The organism is Pantoea sp. X-Soil-MYKO-1785, assembly GCF_059730675.1.
In genome coordinates this window covers 264,797-283,975 of record NZ_AP036000.1, presented here as the reverse complement: position 1 = coordinate 283,975, position 19,179 = coordinate 264,797, and the positions used below count along the sequence as shown (strand labels likewise).

Sequence of the window (19,179 nt, the reverse complement as noted above, 5' to 3'; positions counted from 1 at the left end):
ATGAAGACTATCCTGGTGGTGCTGGACGGGTTGAGCAATCAGGTCGCGCAACATGCAATGGGTTATCTGCACGCCGAATGTGCGCAGGGCAACGGTCACTATTACCGTCTGACCTGTGAACTGCCCTCGCTGTCGCGCCCGCTCTATGAGTGCATTCTGACCGGCGTAACACCGGTCAGAAGCGGTATTATTCATAACGGCGTCAACCGTTTAAGCCGCGAGCGCAGCGTATTTCACTATGCGCGCGCTGCCGGGCTGACCACGGCCGCCGCCGCCTACCACTGGGTCAGTGAGCTGTATAACCGCACGCCGTTCGTGGCGGCACGCGATCGTCATACTGACACGCCGGAGCTGCCGATTCAGTACGGACATTTCTACTCTGATGATAGCTATCCCGATTCGCACCTGTTTGAAGATGCCGAAAGCCTGCGGCTGCGCCATGATCCGCACTTCCTGCTGATTCATCCGATGAACATTGACGATGCCGGCCATAAATCCGGCCTCTCGTCACTGCAATACCGCAATCGGGCGCGGATAGCGGACGGCCTGCTGTCGCTCTGGATGCCGTGCTGGCTGGCCGAAGGCTATCAGGTGATAGTGACCGCCGATCACGGCATGAACGACGATCGCTCACACGGTGGCATCCTGCCGGAAGAGACTCAGGTGCCACTGTTCGTTTTCGGTGCGGCTTTCTCGCTGCAACCCGACCTTCTGCCGCAGCAAACCGACCTGTGCGGCACCCTGTGCGAGCTGCTCGGGGTGCCGCACGATAAGCCACTCTGTCGCGGGCTGCTGGCGGAGCGACGCGCATGAAGGGAAAAGTGCTAGCGCTGTTTCTGCTGCTGCCGTTTGCCCTGTTCTGGATGGCCTTTCAGCTCGCCCCACTGCTGTGGATCACTATCAATAGCTTCTGGAGTGAGATGAACACGCGCTGGGGCTGGGACAACTATGTCGACATTCTGAGTTCGCCGTTTTATCAGCAGGCGTTTCGTTTTTCGCTGGATATCTCTTTCTGGTCAAGCGTATATGGCTTACTGATTGCGCTGCTGACCGGCTATTCGCTGCATCAGCTTGGCGGCGGTCGCCTGCAGCGCTTCCTGATTTCATTCACCAACATGACCAGCAACTTTGCCGGTGTGCCACTGGCGTTCGCCTTTGTGATCCTGCTGGGGCTGAACGGTTTTCTGACCCTGCTGCTGCGTCATTATGGGGTCATTGACGCGTTCAGGCTGTTTTCGCGCAATGGTATGGTGCTGGTCTACACCTGGTTTCAGATCCCGCTGGGCGTGCTGCTGCTCTATCCCGCCTTTGATGGGTTGAAACGCGAGTGGCAGGAGTCCGCCGCCCTGCTGGGAGCCAGCCGCTGGCGCTACTGGTGGCACATCGGCCTGCCGATTCTGTTTCCGGCGCTGCTGGGGACTTTCGTCATTCTGCTGGCCAATGCGCTCGGGGCCTATGCCACCATTTATGCCCTGACCACCGGCAATTTTAACGTGGTGCCGGTGCGGGTTGCCGCACTGGTGTCAGGGGATATCTCGCTCGATCCCAACACCGGCAGCGCCCTGGCGATGCTACTGGTGGCGATTATGGCGCTGATCACCCTGATACAGCAGTATCTGGTGCGCCGTAGCTACCTCAACGCTAAACAGCCATGAAAGGAGCTGTCATGTCGCGCGCCGAACATCTCTATCATCGGGTGATGGTCTGGTTACTGTTTATTCTGCTGGCGTTGCCGCTGGTGGCGACGCTGCTGTACGCGCTGTCGTCTGACTGGAGTAATACCATTCTGCCGCAAGGCTACAGCCTGAAATGGTTTATCCAGCTCTGGAGCGATGGCCGTTTTCTGACCGCGCTGGGCCATTCTTTACTGATTTGCTTCGGCGCCCTGCTTTTTTCGCTAGTACTGGTGCTGCCTGCGATGTTTGTAATCGCTTACTACTATCCGCGACTCGATGCGGTGATGAACATCCTGATCCTGATGCCTTTCGCCGTGCCGCCGGTGGTGTCATCGGTCGGATTGCTGCAGCTCTACTCTTCGTCACCGCTGATGCTGACCGGTACGCCGTGGATCCTGATTGGCTGCTACTTCACTATTGCGCTGCCGTTTATTTACCGCGCGCTGGCCAACAATATGCAGGCGATCAACCTGAAAGAGCTGATCGATGCTGCCCTGTTACTCGGTGCCAGTACCTGGCAGGCGGCGCTGTGGGTGGTGCTGCCTAACCTGCGTAAAGGGATGCTGATTGCCGTCCTGCTCTCTTTCTCTTTTCTGATCGGTGAGTTTGTATTCGCTAACCTGCTGGTCGGCAACCGCTATGAAACGCTGCAGGTTTACCTCTACAACATGCGTAACGGCAGTGGTCACTTCACCAGCGCGCTGGTGATCTCCTACTTTTTTGTGGTGCTGCTGGTCACCTGGCTGGCCAATGCCCTGAATCCAGAACGAGGCTGAGTATGAGCTACCTTGAGGTCAGACAACTGAATAAGCGCTATGGACCGACGACGATATTCGAGCAGATCAATTTCAGCGCCGCCGAAGGAGAGTTTGTGACGCTGCTCGGGCCGAGCGGCTGCGGCAAATCGACGCTGCTGCGCTGTCTGGCTGGTTTAACCGGGGTCGACAGCGGTGAGATCGTGATAGAGGGCAAGGATATCGTGCCGCTGGCCCCGCAGAAGCGCGCCATCGGCATGGTATTTCAGAGCTACGCGCTGTTTCCCAATATGACAGTGGAGAAAAATGTCGCCTTTGGCCTGAAGATGCAGAAGCTGCCGGAGGCGCAAATTCGTCAGCGGGTGCAGGAGGTTCTGGAGCTGGTTGAACTTACCGACTATGCGCGCCGCTACCCGCATCAGTTGTCGGGAGGACAATGTCAGCGGGTGGCGCTGGCCCGATCGCTGGTCACCCGCCCGCGCCTGTTGCTGCTGGATGAGCCGCTGTCAGCGCTGGATGCACGCATCCGTCGTCATCTGCGCGATCAGATCCGTCGCATCCAGCGCGAGCTGAATCTCACTACTCTGTTCGTTACCCACGATCAGGAGGAGGCGCTGACGCTGTCAGATCGCATCGTGCTGATGAACCGCGGCAAAATTGTGCAGAATGGCGACGCCGAAGCGCTCTATACCCAGCCGGTCGACCTGTTTGCCGCCGGTTTTATTGGCAACTACAACCTGCTGAGCGCCGAACAGGCAACGCAGTTAACCGGCCAGTCTTTCCACAGCCAGGTGGCCATCCGCCCCGAGTCGATGCGGTTCACCGCGCCAGACCTCGGCATTCCGGCCGAAATTCTCAGCCACAGCTTGCTGGGCAACGTGATTCGCTACCGCATCCGGGCGCAGGGAGTGGAACTTTCTGTCGATGTCCTGAACCGATCCGCTGCGGAATTACACCCCGCCGGACAGCAGATTGGTCTACAGTTAGAGATGTCGACTTTGCGCCAGGTGGCTTAAAACACAGGAAAAATTCACGCAAAGCCCGGCAATCCCCTTCACAGATTGCTCTCTCCGTCAGGCTGGCAGTCTGTGCTGCTTAAAGCCTGATGGTCGAGGAGCATCGCGACGTGTTAACCCTGCTTAATTTACTCTCTGCTGTCGCCCTGCTGGTGTGGGGAACCCATATTGTACGAACCGGCATAATGCGGGTGTATGGTGCCGATCTGCGCCGGGTACTGAGCCGCAGCGTGGAGAAAAAGCCGATGGCGTTTCTGGCCGGCATTGGCGTGACGACGCTGGTGCAGAGCAGTAATGCTACTACGCTGCTGGTGACCTCTTTCGTGGCGCAGAACCTCGTCAGCCTGACGCCGGCGCTGGTGGTGATTCTGGGTGCTGACGTCGGGACCGCCATCATGGCGCGAATCCTGACCTTTGACCTCTCCTGGCTGTCGCCGCTGTTCATCTTCTTTGGCGTGGTGTTTTTTCTCAGCCGTAAGCAGACCCGGGCCGGTCAGCTCGGCCGGGCCAGCATCGGGCTTGGCCTGATTCTGCTGGCGCTGCAGCTGATTGTCGAAGCCGCCCGCCCGATTACCCAGGCCGCCGGGGTACAGGTTCTGTTCTCCAGCCTGACCGGCGATATTATGCTGGATGCACTGATTGGTGCCGTCTTCGCCATCATCAGTTACTCCAGCCTGGCGGCGGTGCTGATTACCGCGACGCTGACCGCCACCGGCGTCATCTCATTTAAGGTGGCGCTCTGCCTGGTGATTGGTGCCAACCTCGGTAGCGGTTTACTGGCGATGATCAATGCCAGCACGGCTAATGCAGCGGGCAAGCGCGTCGCCCTCGGCAGCCTGCTGTTTAAGCTGATTGGCTGCGTGGTGATCCTGCCGTTTGTTAATCTGGTGGCAGACTGGCTGGATAATCTGCCGGTTAACGATGAAGAGCTGGTGATCTTTTTCCATGTGTTTTACAACCTGATCCGCTGCGTGGCGATGGTGCCGTTTGCCGACCTGATGGCGCGTCTGTGCCGTCGGCTGATATCTGATGACGTGGAAAACGATCTGCACCTGAAGCCTAAACATCTGGACCGCAGCGCGCTGGACACCCCGGCGCTGGCGCTGGTCAATGCCGCCCGTGAAGCACTACGAATGGGCGATGTGCTGGAACAGATGCTGGAAGCGTTCAACAAAGTAGTGCATGGCGAACCGCGTGAGGAACGTACGGTGCGGCGGCTCGATGATGATGTTGACGTGCTTTACACCGCCATCAAGCTCTATCTGGCGCGGATGCCAAAAGAAGATCTGCCAGCGGAAGATTCGCGCCGCTGGGGCGAAATTATTGAGATGTCGCTTAACCTGGAGCAGGCCGGTGACATCATTGAGCGAATGAGCGGCGACGTGGCGGATAAGTCGCTGGCCGCGGGCCGCGCGTTCTCCGCCGAAGGATTGAAGGAGCTGGAGGCGCTGCAGGAACTGTTGATTGCTAATCTGCGCATGAGCCTGTCGGTGTTTCTGTCGCACGACGTCACCAGCGCCAAACGCCTGCGCCGCGCCAAGCATCGCTTTCGCCTGATGATTCGTCGCTATTCTCACGCGCACGTCGATCGACTGCATCAGCAGAACGTACAGAGCATAGAGACCAGTTCACTGCATCTGGGTTTGCTGGGCGATATGAAGCGTCTGAACTCGCTGTTTTGCAGCGTCGCCTATACCGTGCTGGAGCAGCCGGATGATGAGCGCGATTACGAGTAACGGCGGGCCGATAGCGCCGGGCGAGGCATTGCCCGGCGCAAGCAGATTGCGGTGTGGTGGTTACTCGCCGTGCCGCGTTGACGTCTTATTGATCGGTTTACCGGACCAGTAACCGGCCAGCAACGAACCGGAAAGGTTGTGCCAGACCGAGAACAGCGCGCCAGGCAATGCCGCCAGCGGTGAGAAGTAGAGCTTGCCCAGCGTTGCCGCCAGACCGGAGTTCTGCATCCCGACTTCCAGCGCCAGCGTTCGGCAGGTTGACTCATCGAAGCCAAACAGCTTACCGCCCCAGTAACCGCCCAGCAGGCCAATCGCGTTATGCAGGATCACCGCCGCGATCACCATTAATCCTACCGATCCGATAAAGCCCTGGCTGCCTGCTACCACCGCGCTGATGATCAACAGAATGCAGACCATGGAAAACGCCGGCAGCCAGGGTTCAACCCGACGTACCACGCTGTTCATGCTGTGATGAATGATCAGACCGAGACCGATCGGGATCACCACGATCTTCACGATGCTCAGCAGCATGCCAACCACATCCACCTGAATATGGGTATCAACATAGAAACGCGTTAACAGCGGCGTGGCAAACACCCCTACCAGCGCCGAAACCGACGAAATGGTTACCGACAGGGCGACGTCGCCCTTCGCCAGATAGATCATCACGTTACTGGCCGTGCCACTGGCGACGCTGCCGACCAGGATCATCCCGGCGGCTAAATCGGGTGGCATCTGAAACAGTCTGGCTAATCCCCACGCCGCTAACGGCATCACCAGATAGTGCAGAAAGGTACCGGCAATCACCGGCGCAGGCCGGGTCAGTACCCGTTTAAAATCGCCGATATTTAAGGTTACGCCCATACCAAACATGATCAGCATCAGCAGGTAACTCACCCACGGTCCGATGCCGAGGAAAGTAGCGGGAGAATAATAGGCGGCGACAGATAACAGCACGGCCCACAGCGGGAACAGGCGAGTGACGGTGGCGAGCATGGCCAGACTTCCTTATAAGAATGTGATGATTTATGCAGGTTTGCCATAGAGATACGCCCGGCAGGAACGACTGCGCAAGCGAAGGCGGGATCATAACATTTCGTTATCACGGCGTAAGTCGCAGATAGGGCCAGAGGGGAAAATGCGGATCGACTGCTGCCGATCCGCCGATCATTGACGAAATTACGCTGCTTTTGCCGCTAAACCGCGGTAGATCACACCACCAATTACCGCACCGAGGATCGGCATCAGCCAGAACATCCACAGCTGGGACAGCGCCCAGTCGCCCTGGAACAGCGCAACGGCGGTGCTGCGCGCCGGATTGACCGAGGTGTTGGTGACCGGAATGCTGATCAAATGGATCAGGGTCAGTGCCAGACCGATAGCGATCGGCGCGGCACCTTTGGCGGCGCGTTCGCGGGTAACGCCCATAATGACGATCAGGAAGATCGCTGTCAGCACGCCTTCAGTAATCATGCCTGACAGCAGGTTAAAGCCGCCCGGTGAGTGCTCACCGTAACCGTTCGCCGCAAATCCGCTGGCGGCGGCGTTAAAGTCGCCTTTGCCGCTGGCGATCAGATACAGTACTGCACCTGCCGCAATACCGCCTGCCAGCTGCGCGATGATGTAAGGGATTACCTGTGAGGCAGGAAAACGTCCACCCGCCAGCAGGCCCAGCGTCACCGCCGGATTAAAATGACCGCCGGAGATATGCCCGACCGCATAGGCCATAATCAGCACACTCAGCCCGAATGCCAGTGCCACGCCCATGAAGCCAATGCCCAGGCCGGGGAACGCCGCCGACAGCACCGCACTACCGCAACCGCCCAGTACCAGCACGAAGGTGCCCAGTGCCTCTGCCACTATCCTTTTCATATTATTTCCTAAAATGGGTGTATTGATTTAGCGGCAGGATTATAAAACTGCACAGCGACAGCGCAACGAAAGTGACTGAAATTGCTGAATAAAATGGGTTTCATTTGGCAATGAGGGAATCTAACGTCTTGTAGAATAAGACTTAAATCTGAGCGGTGGGCATAACGGGAGGGGGATGATTTTCAGGCCGCGCGCCCGCGGCCCGATCGACGCGCTGGCGTCTATTCAAACAGGTTGTGATGCAGCGTACGGACCACGCTTTCCGCGTCTGTGCCGGGGACCAGGAAGCAGAGATTATAGCTGCTGGCACCGTAGCAAATCATCCGCAGGTTAAACGGTTCAAGCACGCCAAACACCTCTTTGCCGACGCCACAGGCTTTTGACAACTGGTTGCCAATAATCGCCACCAACGCCAGATCTTCTTCTACTTCAACCCGGCACAGCGACGATAGCTCGGTCAGCAGCGCCTGCGTCAGCAGGCTGTCGCCGGTGGAGGTGGAGCCAGTGGTGTCGAGCGTCAGCGCCACGCTTACTTCAGAGGTGGTAATCAGGTCCACGGAAATATTGTGGCGGGCCAGAATATTAAACAGTTCGGCCAGGAAGCCAGGCGTGTGCAGCATGTTAAGGCTGTGCAGCGTTAGCAGCGTCTGCTTGCGGCGCAATGCCAGCGCGCGGAACAACGGGGGATTACGGGTCTCATTACAGACGCGCGTTCCGCCCGCCGCCGGATCTTTACTCGAGCCGACAAACACCGGAATATCGCAGCGTACCGCCGGCAGCAGCGTGGCCGGGTGCAGCACTTTGGCACCAAAGGTCGCCATTTCAGCGGCTTCTTCAAAGGTAATTTCGTCGATGCGCTTAGCGGTCGGTACCACGCGCGGATCGGTGGTATAGATGCCCGGCACGTCAGTCCAGATATCGACCCGCGCCGCTTTCAGCGCTTCACCCAGCAGCGCCGCCGTGTAGTCACTGCCGCCACGGCCTAAGGTGGTGGTGCGGCCTTTGCTTTCGCTGCCGATAAAACCCTGGGTAATCACCAGCGCCTGCTCAACGCGCGGCTGCAGCTGGGCAATTGCCTGCTCCGCCAGCAGCTTCACGTCCGGCTCGGCCCGGCCAAAACGATCGTCGGTGCGCATCACTTTACGCACGTCAAACCACTCGGCATTAACCTGGCGTTCACGCAGAATTTCGACAAACAGCAGCGATGACATCAGTTCGCCATGGCTGACCAGCTCATCGGTTAGCGCATGCGACGTCGCCAGCGAAGCGGCTTCAGACAGCATGGCAATGTTGTCGATCATCCGATCGATTTCGTCACGGATAACCTCCGGACGCTGTAAGCGATCGATGATGGCATATTGGATACGGCGGATATCATCCAGCAGGATGGCGCGCTCGGTAAGCGGCTGGCCTTCAGCCAGTGCCACCAGCAGATTGGTAATGCCCGCCGAGGCGGATAGCACCACCAGACGCGTACTGGCATCATTCAGCACCACGTCGGCGCTGCGGTTCATCGCATCAAAATCGGCTACGCTGGTGCCGCCGAATTTTGCCACAATCAGAGTTTGAGACATGTATGACCTCGTGTCAGGTTATCTTGTTCTCGCCGGCGATAATGCGGTCGGGAAACATTTTTTCAGCCAGGCACAAGGAAAGAGCAGAAACGGGCAGACCAGATCGGGTAGACGAGTCACCCAGAAGCGCCCCACCTTGCGAAACGTCCGACTGTGGACGTTTCTGGTGACAACCCAGAGGATTCAGCCCCTGTAGCCGACAGGCAACACACCGCGTGTTGACCCACCTCGGCGTCGCTCCCCATCATGTGTCTTCACCGGATACGGTTCCTCCAACACACTGCCTGGGCGACGCGCCTCTTCTGGCTTGCGCACGGGTGCGCAAGTAGCCGCATACATTTATCGGTTTCTGGCGCTGCTGTCAATCTCAGAGGCTGGCAGATTTTGCTTTGCGGCGCACCGTAAAACAAATTTACCCGCTTCACAGCGACTAGAGTGCTAAATGGCTTCAGCCAGTGCAGCAATCCCTGATGCGGCACAAGGATTTTTCGCCGCGTTCACGCCACACTTGCGCCGCGCGATCTGTTCGCCGCCTGCAGGCTATCCGCACCAGCCAATGCTGGCGCTCCGGCGCAGGCTGGCCGGTGACGGCGCCCGGCTTAGCCGGCACCGGGTGACAAAATTTTTCCTTTCAGTAGCAACTGTGGTCATACTGAAACGCTAACCGGGTACGATGTGCCCCCGATGGAATGACGGTTCTTAATATCAACAAGAGTGTTGCCATGAAAAATATCAATCCGACACAAACCGCAGCCTGGAAAGCGCTGCAACAGCATTTTGAGCAGATGAAATCGGTAGAAATTGCCGATCTGTTTGCCCAGGATGCCGATCGTTTTGCCAAATTCTCTGCCACCTTTGATGATCAGATGCTGGTGGATTTCTCCAAAAACCGCATCACCCAGGAAACCCTCGACAAGTTACAGGCGCTGGCGAAAGAGACCGATTTAAGCGGCGCGATTAAGTCTATGTTCTCTGGTGAGAAAATTAACCGCACCGAAGACCGTGCGGTGCTGCACGTCGCGCTGCGTAACCGCAGCAACACGCCGATTCTGGTCGATGGCAAAGATGTGATGCCAGAGGTCAATGCGGTACTGGACAAGATGAAGGGCTTTTCAGAGCGCATCATCAGCGGCGAATGGAAAGGCTATACCGGTAAAGCGATCACCGACGTGGTGAACATCGGTATCGGCGGGTCTGACCTCGGTCCTTTCATGGTGACGGAAGCGCTGCGTCCTTACAAAAACCACCTGAACATGCACTTTGTCTCCAACGTTGACGGCACCCATATCGCCGAAACGCTGAAAGATCTCAGCCCGGAAACCACCCTGTTCCTGGTAGCGTCAAAAACCTTCACCACCCAGGAAACCATGACCAATGCGCACAGCGCACGCGACTGGTTCCTGAAAACGGCCGGTGACCAGCAGCACGTCGCGAAGCACTTTGCGGCGCTCTCGACCAACGCTAAAGCGGTCGGCGAATTTGGTATCGACACCAACAACATGTTCGAATTCTGGGACTGGGTTGGCGGTCGCTACTCACTGTGGTCCGCGATTGGCCTGTCGATCATTCTCTCTATCGGTTTCGATAACTTCGAGCAGCTGCTGAGCGGCGCGCATGCGATGGACCAGCACTTCGCCTCTACCCCTGCCGAACAGAACCTGCCGGTGCTGCTGGCGCTGATTGGCATCTGGTATAACAATTTCTTCGGCGCGGAAACCGAAGCGATTCTGCCATATGACCAGTACATGCACCGCTTTGCCGCCTATTTCCAGCAGGGAAATATGGAATCGAACGGCAAGTATGTCGATCGTGACGGCAATCCGGTGGATTACCAGACCGGCCCGATCATCTGGGGCGAACCGGGCACCAACGGCCAGCACGCGTTTTATCAGCTGATCCATCAGGGAACCAAGCTGGTGCCGTGTGACTTTATCGCACCGGCAATCACCCACAATGCGCTGGCGGATCACCATCCAAAACTGCTGTCTAACTTCTTTGCACAGACCGAAGCGCTGGCGTTTGGCAAGTCACGCGAAGTGGTTGAGAAAGAGTTTACCGATGCCGGTAAATCGGCCGAATCAGTCGCCCACATTGTTCCGTTCAAGGTGTTTGAAGGTAACCGTCCGACCAACTCCATCCTGCTGCGTGAAATTACGCCGTACAGCCTCGGCGCGCTGATTGCCCTGTATGAGCACAAGATCTTCACCCAGGGCGCGATTCTGAATATCTTTACCTTCGATCAGTGGGGCGTGGAATTAGGTAAGCAACTGGCAAACCGTATTCTGCCAGAACTGGAAAATGACGAACAAATTACCAGTCATGACAGTTCCACCAATGCCTTAATTAACCGCTATAAATCCTGGCGTTAATTGGCGATAAAATATCCGGGCGGCAGTATTGCCGCCCTTTTTTCGCCCATTTTTAGCCTGAATACGGCAATTTATACACTTCTACCCTGCCGCTCCGGTTGGATAATTCTTAAAATTACCTAAGATAATTCTGAACATGCCATTATTAACACCCATCCAATCCAGTTTAAAGTGGACCTGAAAATCATGCCGCGTATCAGTTACTCTTTGATTCATAATGGGATTAAAATAAGGCAATCCTGAGTAAATTCTGATTATTCTTATTCCGTACCAAATATAAATAAAAAAGAACAATCCGCTTTGCATCTGATTTAAGACCAGTGAAATATGCGGCATAAACCGGAAATATTCCGATATAAAAAGGTGTTAAATCCAAACTGAGTTAATATCCCGCCGTTTTACCCCGTCCGATCACCTGCTTTTTCCGCTGCTGAACTCTGGTATTTTGTTGCCCTATACTGAACGCGCCCGCAATGGGACTGTCCGTCGCTTTTGCTGCGTAGTGAACTGCGCGGTGAATGTGGCGGATCAGACATCCTTCATTCACTCAATGCAGGAAATGTTGTTATGAAAAAAACCATGGTTGCCGGTGCAGCCCTGATTTTCGTTGCTGTCTCTTCCAGTGCTTTTGCAGCCCCGGAAGACGCAGGTGCCGCAGCAGGCGCGCAGGCGGGAGCAATCTCCGCTGGCACGTCGACCGCTGTAGGTATCGGCGCACTTGGCGCGTTAGTCGGACTCGGCATTGCTGCTTCTGGCGGTGGTGACGGCGCAAATACCGGTACTACAACCACGACCACGACGAGCACCACTCGTTGATGGATACCCAGCAGGTGTTCGGGTGTCAGACAGCGGCGAACGGGCAACGGCGGAATCGCTGACCACGGTGAGTGATCTGCCGGGCAACGCAGTCTGCTGTACCGCCACGCGAACCCTGCGGGTATAGGACCTTTAAACATAACCACACGCCTGTGTGGTTATTTTTACTTTGGCATGACTTATCAGGGACACACAGTGCGCCAACTTCCTCTGCTGCTCGCTTGCCTGCTGCTGCAGGCCTGCACACAAACGCAAAAAGGCCTTGAACAGACCCTCATGCTGGCTGTTAACGGTCCGGATGACGTCACCGTCACCGACCAGCAGGTCAATGCATTACCCTACGCCAGCCTCTATGCCCGCCTCAATGAAGGCCCGCGCATCTTCGTGGTGCTTGGCTACAACGAAGCCGGCCAGCAGAAATGGGTGACGCAGGACCAGGCGATGCTGGTGACACAGCATGGCCGGCTGGTTAAAACGCTGGGACTCCCCGACGACCTGCTTAGCGTGAGTAATCTGCAGCAGGATCCGCTGGCAGACAGCCTGCACCTCAGCAACGGGGCCAGCTGGACCCGCATCGTGCAGTGGACCGAGCAGGGCAATATCCGCGGAGGGACGGTTCGGTCCACCTTCCAGCGCGGCATCGATGAAGTGCTGACCGTGGCAGGTAATCGTATCGCCTGTCGCGTCTGGCATGAGCAGGTGAGCCTCGACAGCAGCAACCGCGAGTGGGAAAACACGTTCTGGATCGATAACAGCAGCGGCGATGTGGTGCAGGCCCATCAGATGCTGGCGGCTGACGCCTTCCCCGTAGACATCACCATTCTGAAGCCGGCGAAATCATGAAAAAAATCACTTTCCTGCTGGCCGGATTGAGCCTGCTCAGCATCCCAGGCGCACAGGCTGCTGCGCAGGTGACGGTACATGCGCCACACAATGGCGCACAGGCAGAACTGAGCCAGGTGCCCGATCTGGCGCAACTGGTCAGCCAGCCCGCCCTCCAGCAATCAATCGACTGGCGCAGCAGCGTGATTGCCGAACGCGGTGCCAGCGCCGTGGCACAGCAGCAGTATCAGCAGACGCTGGGCCAGTTACGCGCCTGGCGCGCCGACAGCAGTGGCGACCGTGCCGCCGCAATTGATGAGGTGCTCCGCCAGCTGAGCGCGATTAAGGTTACCGGCCGGCAGTTCACCTCGCTCGACCCGGACTGGGTGCGTCTGCATCCGGCCGATAATCGCCGCCTTGAAGGCAGCTACGATCTCTATCTGCAAACCCGGTCTGATTCGGTGTTACTGCTCGGCGCCCTGAGCGGCGCGGGCAAGGTCAGCTGGCAACCGGGCCGGTCGGTGCGCGAGTATCTGGCCGATCACCCACGCCTTTCCGGCGCGGAACGAAATTTTGCAACGGTTATCGCCCCCTCAGGTGCCACGCAACAGGTGCCGATTGCGTACTGGAACCACCGTCATGCTGAGGTGGAGCCGGGCAGCATTATCTGGCTGGGCTTCTCATCATGGAGCCTGCCAGGCGCCTATGACGACCTGAATAATCGCATCCTTTCCGTTCTGACTCACCGGATACCAGACTGATGAAAAAACGTTATCTCTTCAGCCTGTTGGCTGTTTCTGTGGCGACAGCCTGTCAGGTCGAGGCTGAAACCTGGCCCGCGCCGGTGGGTCCTTCCCAATCCGATTTCGGTGGTGTTGGCCTGATGCAGGTGCCGACAGCGCGCATGGCCAGAGAAGGCGAGTTCAGCCTTAACGCGCGCGACAACGATCAGTACCGCTATTACTCCGCGTCGCTGCAGCTGTTCCCGTGGCTGGAAACCACCGTGCGCTATACCGATGTGCGTACCCGCCGGTACAGCGCCGTGTCAGACTTCAGTGGCAATCAGAGCTACAAAGATAAAGCCTTCGATCTGAAACTGCGTCTGTGGCAGGAAGGTTTCTGGCTGCCGGAAGTGGCGCTGGGCACCCGCGATCTTGGCGGTACCGGGCTGTTCGACAGCGAATATCTGGTCGCCAGCAAAGCCTGGGGCCCGTTTGACTTCACGCTCGGCCTCGGCTGGGGCTATCTCGGCAACAGCGGCACGGTTAAAAACCCGTTCTGTTCCTACAGCGACAGCTACTGTCAGCGTCCGCGGGTTGGCGAAGCGGGCTCGATCAATGGCTCACAGATGTTCCATGGCCCAACGGCCCTGTTTGGCGGCGTCGAGTATCAGACGCCGTGGCAGCCGCTGCGGCTTAAGATGGAATATGAAGGCAACGATTATCAGGATGATTTCGCCGGTCGGCTGACGCAGAGCAGCAAGGTTAACGTCGGAGCCATCTACCGCGTAACCGACTGGGCAGACATCAATGCCAGCTACGAGCGCGGCAATACCTTTATGTTTGGTGTCACCATCCGCACCAACTTTAACGATCTGCGTCAGGCGCACATCGACAGCGAGAAACCGGCATATAACCCGCAGCCTCAGCCGAAGCTGCTGGAGCCGACGGTGGTCGGTAATCAGCTGACTGACCTGAAGTACAATGCCGGACTCGACGGTCCACGTATTCAGACTAAAGGCCACACGCTGTATGTGTCGGGCGAGCAGACCAAATATCGCGACACCCAGGAAGGGGTCGATCGCGCTAACCGCATCGTCATGAATCATCTGCCGGCGGACATTGATACCATCAGCGTTACCGAGTCCCGCTTCAATATGCCGCAGGTCACCACCGTGACGCCGGTCGCCAGCCTGCACAATACCCTGGCGGGCTATCCGCTGGGTCACGAGCAGCCGCTGCAGCAGACGCGTGAAAATCCGATTGATCCGGGTCAGACTGAGCAGGGAATGTTTATTCGTAAAGATCGCCTGAACTACAGTCTGTCACCGGTGCTTAATCAGTCGGTGGGCGGCCCGGAAAGCTTCTACATGTATCAGGTTGGCGTGATGGGTAACGTCGATTACTGGCTGACCGATCACCTGCTGGTGGGCGGTAGCCTGTTCGGCAACCTCGCTAATAACTATGACAAGTTCAACTACAACGGCGCGCCGGCGGACTCCAGCCTGCCCCGCGTGCGGACCCATATCCGCGACTACGTTGAGAACAACGTCTACGTTAACGATCTGCAGGCTAACTATATGGGCCACCTCGGCAATGGCTTCTACGGTCAGCTGTATGGCGGTTATCTCGAAACCATGTATGGCGGCGTGGGCGGCGAGCTGCTCTATCGTCCGGTCGATGCTAACTGGGCGGTGGGCGTTGATGCCAACTATGTCCGGCAGCGTGACTGGGAAAACATGATGCAGTTTACCCGTTACAACGCTTCCACCGGCAATCTGACCGCCTACTGGCGTCCGTGGTTTATGCAGGACGTGCTGGTCAAAACCAGCGTCGGTCAGTATCTGGCGAAAGATAAGGGCGTGACGGTAGACGTGTCGAAGCGCTTTGACAGCGGCGTGATGGTGGGTGTTTATGCCACCAAAACCAACGTGTCGTCTGAAGAGTATGGCGAAGGTGACTTCACCAAAGGGTTCTACATCTCGATTCCGATGGATCTGTTCACCGTTACCCCAACCCGCGGTCGTGCGCAGGTCAACTGGGTGCCGCTGACGCGTGACGGCGGTCAGATGCTGGGCCGTAAGTACCAGCTGTATGATCTGACGTCGGATCGCGACGCTCGCTTTAACTAAACAGAGGCGGCCTCCGGGCCGCTTCATGTGGCTGCCAGACGTAAAGCGATGGGAGCATACGCCTGAAGTAAAGCATAGCGGGCCAGGGATGGCCGCGCTGAGCCTGCCAGGGAGGGCGTTGTGGCGTCTTTGCGAAAAACATATGCTCCCTGAGCCTGCTTAGGGAACCCGGTCAGATCGGAAAGAGGCTAATGCCAATCCCTGGCCGCTCGGCCCGCGCCATCCATGGCTCGGGACGCTTTCCTCCTCTGCCCGGGTTCCCTGCGCGTTGAGTTTATTCCTTGCGACCCGATTCACCCGAATTTCGGTTTGTCAGTAGTCTTAAGCGGCCATCAGGCCGCTTTTTTGTTTAGTCCGCGTCGTAGCCGAGATTTGGTGCCAGCCAGCGCTCACTGTCATGGTAAAAATGAAGTTATTGCTCAGACCGAAAAGTAAAACGCCCTGAAATGGCATGCTGACTGGATCAAGCTTAAATTCAAAACATTCACACCCGCTTTTATTTTTGGTGGTGGCAACTATCGAACATTCCCTGCTTCGCTATCATCAGACATATTTCATTACCCAGCGGACTGTTCTAATCTGCTAACTAGGTTCGTAAACATGCGCTTTTATCCTTATTGTCTGGTGTTATGATCTCTTATACTCATCGGATACGCTGACAAGCTGGGAAATTAACAGGTACATTTAAATACTAGCGAATTATTCGCGTTAGCGAGAAATTTGTGACTACTCCTGTATATTTTGCATTTCTGGCTAACAGGTGGAAATATCTATGAAGCTCTCATTGATTTTTCCCACCGGGATGTTAATTATATGTTACCGAAAGTTCATGTCGTCAACTCATCTCAGGGAAGTTTTTTAACTTTCGGGAATGATGCTATTTCTCAACATCTTTTCACTCATGGCAATTGGGAAAGCTGGTTGGTTCCAATCACTAATGAATTCATTCAGGGTTTCATTGCTCCTGTCGTTTTTGATCTGGGTGCAAACCTTGGAGCTTATACTGTCCCTATAGCACTACAGGTTGAAAAACAAAAAGGCCAGGTTTACGCGTTTGAGCCACAAAAAACCATTTATTATCAATTGTGTGGTAATATTTTCCTTAACCGACTGGATAATGTTACCGCGCTTAATTACGCCGTTGGTCATCATTCCTGTTTTATAGACATTGCAGTACCTGATTACCATAAAACGCATAATATTGGCGCGTTTTCTATGGATGAACAGTTCCGTACTGAGTTAGGCACTCAAGCATCCATGAGTAATGAAAAAGATAGCATACAACTGGTGAAGTTAGACGATATTATCCCCGATAACAAAGTCCGCTTCCTTAAAATTGATGTGGAAGGGTTAGAAATTGATGTGCTGAGAGGCGCATTAAACTTTCTGGAACAGAATAATTTCCCACCTTTTTCTTTTGAAGCCTGGAGTCTCCCATGGTTTAGCGAAAAAAGGCGTGAGTTGCTAACATTTATTTTGCAATTGGGTTACCAGATTGAACACATCCAGATGGATGATTATGTGGCTCACCATCCTGCAAATGAGGCTAAAGTCGAGTTTGTGCGCGACCAAAAAAAATGTTTACAGAAAATACATCGAATCGGATAAGAACCCTTCAGCTTTATTATCAGATTGTTATCTTACCTATGGGGTTGTTGTTCTGGCCCTCTGGCAGCCATATTGCATCGAGTGTGTTCTCAGCTAATTGCTCTGAAACTCTTCTTTAAAAATGAGAATAATTCGAAGAACTGTTTTCTGCCTGGCTGATGGATGAACCGCCATTTAATAACCCTCCGTATTATTGAAACAGAAAAAATGCATATATTTCTCTTCCAGAAGTAACGTTTTAGGTTGTTGTTTCTACCTTATGGGACATAGTCGATGACTGAATTTTTACGTATCAAGGGAATGCACCAATTCTATCGGGATGTTTTTACCCGAGATATTTATCTACCCGAAGCGGATATTATGCCAGAACATGTTGTGGCAAAGATCCTCAGTGGCAAATTTACTATTTCTGACGAGCAACCTGAAACCATCATTCATGCATTTGATACCGGACTCGACGTGAAAAAAGATGGCGCACTAAAAAAAATGCTTTGCGCTATCGCTATTGCAAATGGAGCACTTGATGAGCACAATGAAGGATACCAACGTCAACTCCCTGCCGGGTTGAGCGCCCAGGTCATTAACTACCTCAGTTCCGCTCTTGAAGCCAATAATAATATTAACTATCTGATTGCCGCAATTCAGATATTATTCCGTATTAATGAAATCAGTTCTGCAATATCTTTGATTGAGCAAAATTTTTCAGCAATCGATAAATTCGAACCGGTACTGAAAATACTTCTGCTCATTAGTTTGATGGAGCGAGACTATATCCTGGCACTGGATATGATTAAGCTGCTGGTTTCGAAAGGCGCACATCTTGTGGGAGATATGACCACGAGACTGATGATAACCTGTGGTCTTTACCAGGCTGGCGGTATGCCTGAAAAGTTTATAGATTTCCGGCCGCTCAACGATAGCGGCTATTACCTTGATTACTCAAGCTACACGTGGTTACTCAAAAAAGAATCAACAAACAAAACCACAGTGCTTATAGCTTGCGATAAGCATTATTATTTTGAGCATGCCTTGCCGTCGATATATTCGATTTACGCAACAAACCGCGATGAACTGGATGTGCATCTGCATCTCTATAACAGCGATAATGAAGTTAATGATAGTGTAATGTCACTTCGTCAACAGTTGCCTGAGTTACATATCTCTGCAAGTCTGGAAAATATCCCTGCTAATGGCGCGATGAACGTTTTTTACGCCTGTCGTCGGTTCGTTTTCCTCAGCTATGCGCTAAAAAACTTTAATACGCCAATCCTTGTTCTGGATGCAGATGTGTTGATACGCAAGCGCTGGAGCCTGCCGGAATCACCAGCCTCTACACTGCTGTTAATGAAAGGCAATTCCTCGCCATTCTGGGAGGAGGTCCTGGGTGGTCTTTTGTATGCAGAACCCAATGATGTAGCCCAGAAGTATTTTGACGTGGTAGCACATTTTATCGATGTGAACCTTAAAGCCGGCAATTACGTCTGGTTCCTGGATCAGGTAGCGCTGTCTGCGAGTTTAGATAGGCTGACGGAGAGGGAGCAGATGATGGTTTCCCGTCCGGCAAACGCCTCTCTAATCGATCTTAATCACAACAGTGATGTTTTCTGCTGGGCGGTTACGACGGTTAAAAACGCAGAAGGGCCCTATAAGCAATATAAATTATCGCTTATTGAAAAATATCAGCATTAACCATTTTCTCAAGTGCCTGCAGGCGATCGATCTCTCACCAGGCTGGTGAAAAAGATGCTATCCGATAGCGTTTGAAACGAACGTTATATACCCGATAAGGGCGCATTACGCCAAGGCCAGATAATCTGGCAAAGGAAGTGCGGTCTGTCTGACATGCTGAGGATTACACTCACGATCCCGCTAACGCTGGCCGCGATCGGCTGAACGCCTCAGACAGCGGGCAAACCCAAGTCAAGGTGAATCTGGCCGCAATAACTAAGCTGCCCAGACAACAGCGGCAAAGCAGGAAAGCGCCCCGCGCCATGAACAAAATCACGGGCGCGTTTTGAACAACGCAAAGCGTTGGTCCGGCTACGGTCGCACCTCAGGGATGAGGTGCGTAATCGTGCGGGGCG

General features: G+C 54.8%; 16 protein-coding genes and 1 riboswitch. Of the genes, 13 read left to right on the top strand and 3 right to left on the bottom strand.

Annotated elements, in window-relative coordinates:
* From AC6I8D_RS01255 to AC6I8D_RS01235, 5 genes are all read left to right on the top strand, one after another.
* Positions 1–813 carry an alkaline phosphatase family protein gene (locus tag AC6I8D_RS01255; RefSeq protein WP_312057388.1) on the top strand — a complete coding sequence of 271 codons (813 nt, stop codon included), beginning with the start codon at positions 1–3 and terminating at the stop codon, positions 811–813.
* The gene (locus tag AC6I8D_RS01250; protein ID WP_497819540.1) at positions 810–1,655 is read left to right on the top strand and encodes an ABC transporter permease; all 846 of its coding nucleotides are present in this window, start codon (positions 810–812) and stop codon (positions 1,653–1,655) included. The genes AC6I8D_RS01255 and AC6I8D_RS01250 overlap by 4 nt, the downstream gene beginning before the upstream one ends.
* 11 nt (positions 1,656–1,666) lie before the next feature.
* On the top strand, positions 1,667–2,452 hold the full coding sequence (locus tag AC6I8D_RS01245) for an ABC transporter permease (protein ID WP_497819539.1): 786 nt from the start codon (positions 1,667–1,669) through the stop codon (positions 2,450–2,452).
* Between the two features lie 2 nt (positions 2,453–2,454).
* A complete protein-coding gene (locus AC6I8D_RS01240; protein ID WP_312760409.1) occupies positions 2,455–3,447 on the top strand; it encodes an ABC transporter ATP-binding protein in 993 nt (330 codons plus the stop codon).
* A 110-nt stretch (positions 3,448–3,557) separates the two neighbouring features.
* On the top strand, positions 3,558–5,183 hold the full coding sequence (locus AC6I8D_RS01235; protein WP_312057396.1) for a Na/Pi cotransporter family protein: 1,626 nt from the start codon (positions 3,558–3,560) through the stop codon (positions 5,181–5,183).
* 60 nt (positions 5,184–5,243) lie between these two features.
* Here the strand turns inward: AC6I8D_RS01235 and panS are convergent, their stop codons facing one another.
* The 3 genes from panS to lysC all read right to left on the bottom strand — a co-directional run bounded on the left by panS (position 5,244) and on the right by lysC (position 8,629).
* Positions 5,244–6,179 carry a ketopantoate/pantoate/pantothenate transporter PanS gene (gene panS, locus AC6I8D_RS01230; RefSeq protein WP_312057398.1) on the bottom strand — a complete coding sequence of 312 codons (936 nt, stop codon included), beginning with the start codon at positions 6,177–6,179 and terminating at the stop codon, positions 5,244–5,246.
* 183 nt (positions 6,180–6,362) lie between these two features.
* The gene (gene aqpZ / locus AC6I8D_RS01225; RefSeq protein ID WP_312057400.1) at positions 6,363–7,055 is read right to left on the bottom strand and encodes an aquaporin Z; all 693 of its coding nucleotides are present in this window, start codon (positions 7,053–7,055) and stop codon (positions 6,363–6,365) included.
* 221 nt (positions 7,056–7,276) lie between these two features.
* Complete coding sequence (gene lysC / locus AC6I8D_RS01220) at positions 7,277–8,629, bottom strand: lysine-sensitive aspartokinase 3 (RefSeq protein WP_312057401.1); 1,353 nt, start codon at positions 8,627–8,629, stop codon at positions 7,277–7,279.
* A 116-nt stretch (positions 8,630–8,745) separates the two neighbouring features.
* A riboswitch (Lysine riboswitch) is annotated at positions 8,746–8,939 on the bottom strand.
* A gap of 132 nt (positions 8,940–9,071) precedes the next feature.
* Between lysC and AC6I8D_RS01215 the strand changes: the two genes are divergently transcribed.
* The 8 genes from AC6I8D_RS01215 to AC6I8D_RS01180 all read left to right on the top strand — a co-directional run bounded on the left by AC6I8D_RS01215 (position 9,072) and on the right by AC6I8D_RS01180 (position 18,784).
* The gene (locus AC6I8D_RS01215; RefSeq protein ID WP_497819538.1) at positions 9,072–9,293 is read left to right on the top strand and encodes a hypothetical protein; all 222 of its coding nucleotides are present in this window, start codon (positions 9,072–9,074) and stop codon (positions 9,291–9,293) included.
* Positions 9,294–9,351: 58 nt separating this feature from the next.
* The gene (gene pgi / locus AC6I8D_RS01210) at positions 9,352–10,998 is read left to right on the top strand and encodes a glucose-6-phosphate isomerase (RefSeq protein ID WP_312057309.1); all 1,647 of its coding nucleotides are present in this window, start codon (positions 9,352–9,354) and stop codon (positions 10,996–10,998) included.
* Between the two features lie 567 nt (positions 10,999–11,565).
* Positions 11,566–11,814, top strand: coding sequence for an exopolysaccharide production protein YjbE (yjbE, locus tag AC6I8D_RS01205; protein ID WP_031375538.1), 249 nt, complete (start codon positions 11,566–11,568; stop codon positions 11,812–11,814).
* Between the two features lie 195 nt (positions 11,815–12,009).
* Entirely contained in the window at positions 12,010–12,657 is a 648-nt protein-coding gene (locus tag AC6I8D_RS01200) for a YjbF family lipoprotein (RefSeq protein WP_497819537.1), read from the top strand.
* Complete coding sequence (locus AC6I8D_RS01195; RefSeq protein ID WP_497819536.1) at positions 12,654–13,397, top strand: capsule biosynthesis GfcC family protein; 744 nt, start codon at positions 12,654–12,656, stop codon at positions 13,395–13,397. Before AC6I8D_RS01200 ends, AC6I8D_RS01195 begins: the two co-directional genes overlap by 4 nt.
* Positions 13,397–15,487: a YjbH domain-containing protein gene (locus AC6I8D_RS01190; RefSeq protein ID WP_497819535.1), complete on the top strand. Its 2,091-nt coding sequence runs from the start codon at positions 13,397–13,399 to the stop codon at positions 15,485–15,487. The genes AC6I8D_RS01195 and AC6I8D_RS01190 overlap by 1 nt, the downstream gene beginning before the upstream one ends.
* Positions 15,488–16,300: 813 nt before the next feature.
* Positions 16,301–17,095 carry an FkbM family methyltransferase gene (locus tag AC6I8D_RS01185; RefSeq protein WP_312760419.1) on the top strand — a complete coding sequence of 265 codons (795 nt, stop codon included), beginning with the start codon at positions 16,301–16,303 and terminating at the stop codon, positions 17,093–17,095.
* A gap of 273 nt (positions 17,096–17,368) precedes the next feature.
* The gene (locus AC6I8D_RS01180; RefSeq protein WP_312057302.1) at positions 17,369–18,784 is read left to right on the top strand and encodes a hypothetical protein; all 1,416 of its coding nucleotides are present in this window, start codon (positions 17,369–17,371) and stop codon (positions 18,782–18,784) included.
* The last annotated feature ends 395 nt before the right edge of the window (positions 18,785–19,179 follow it).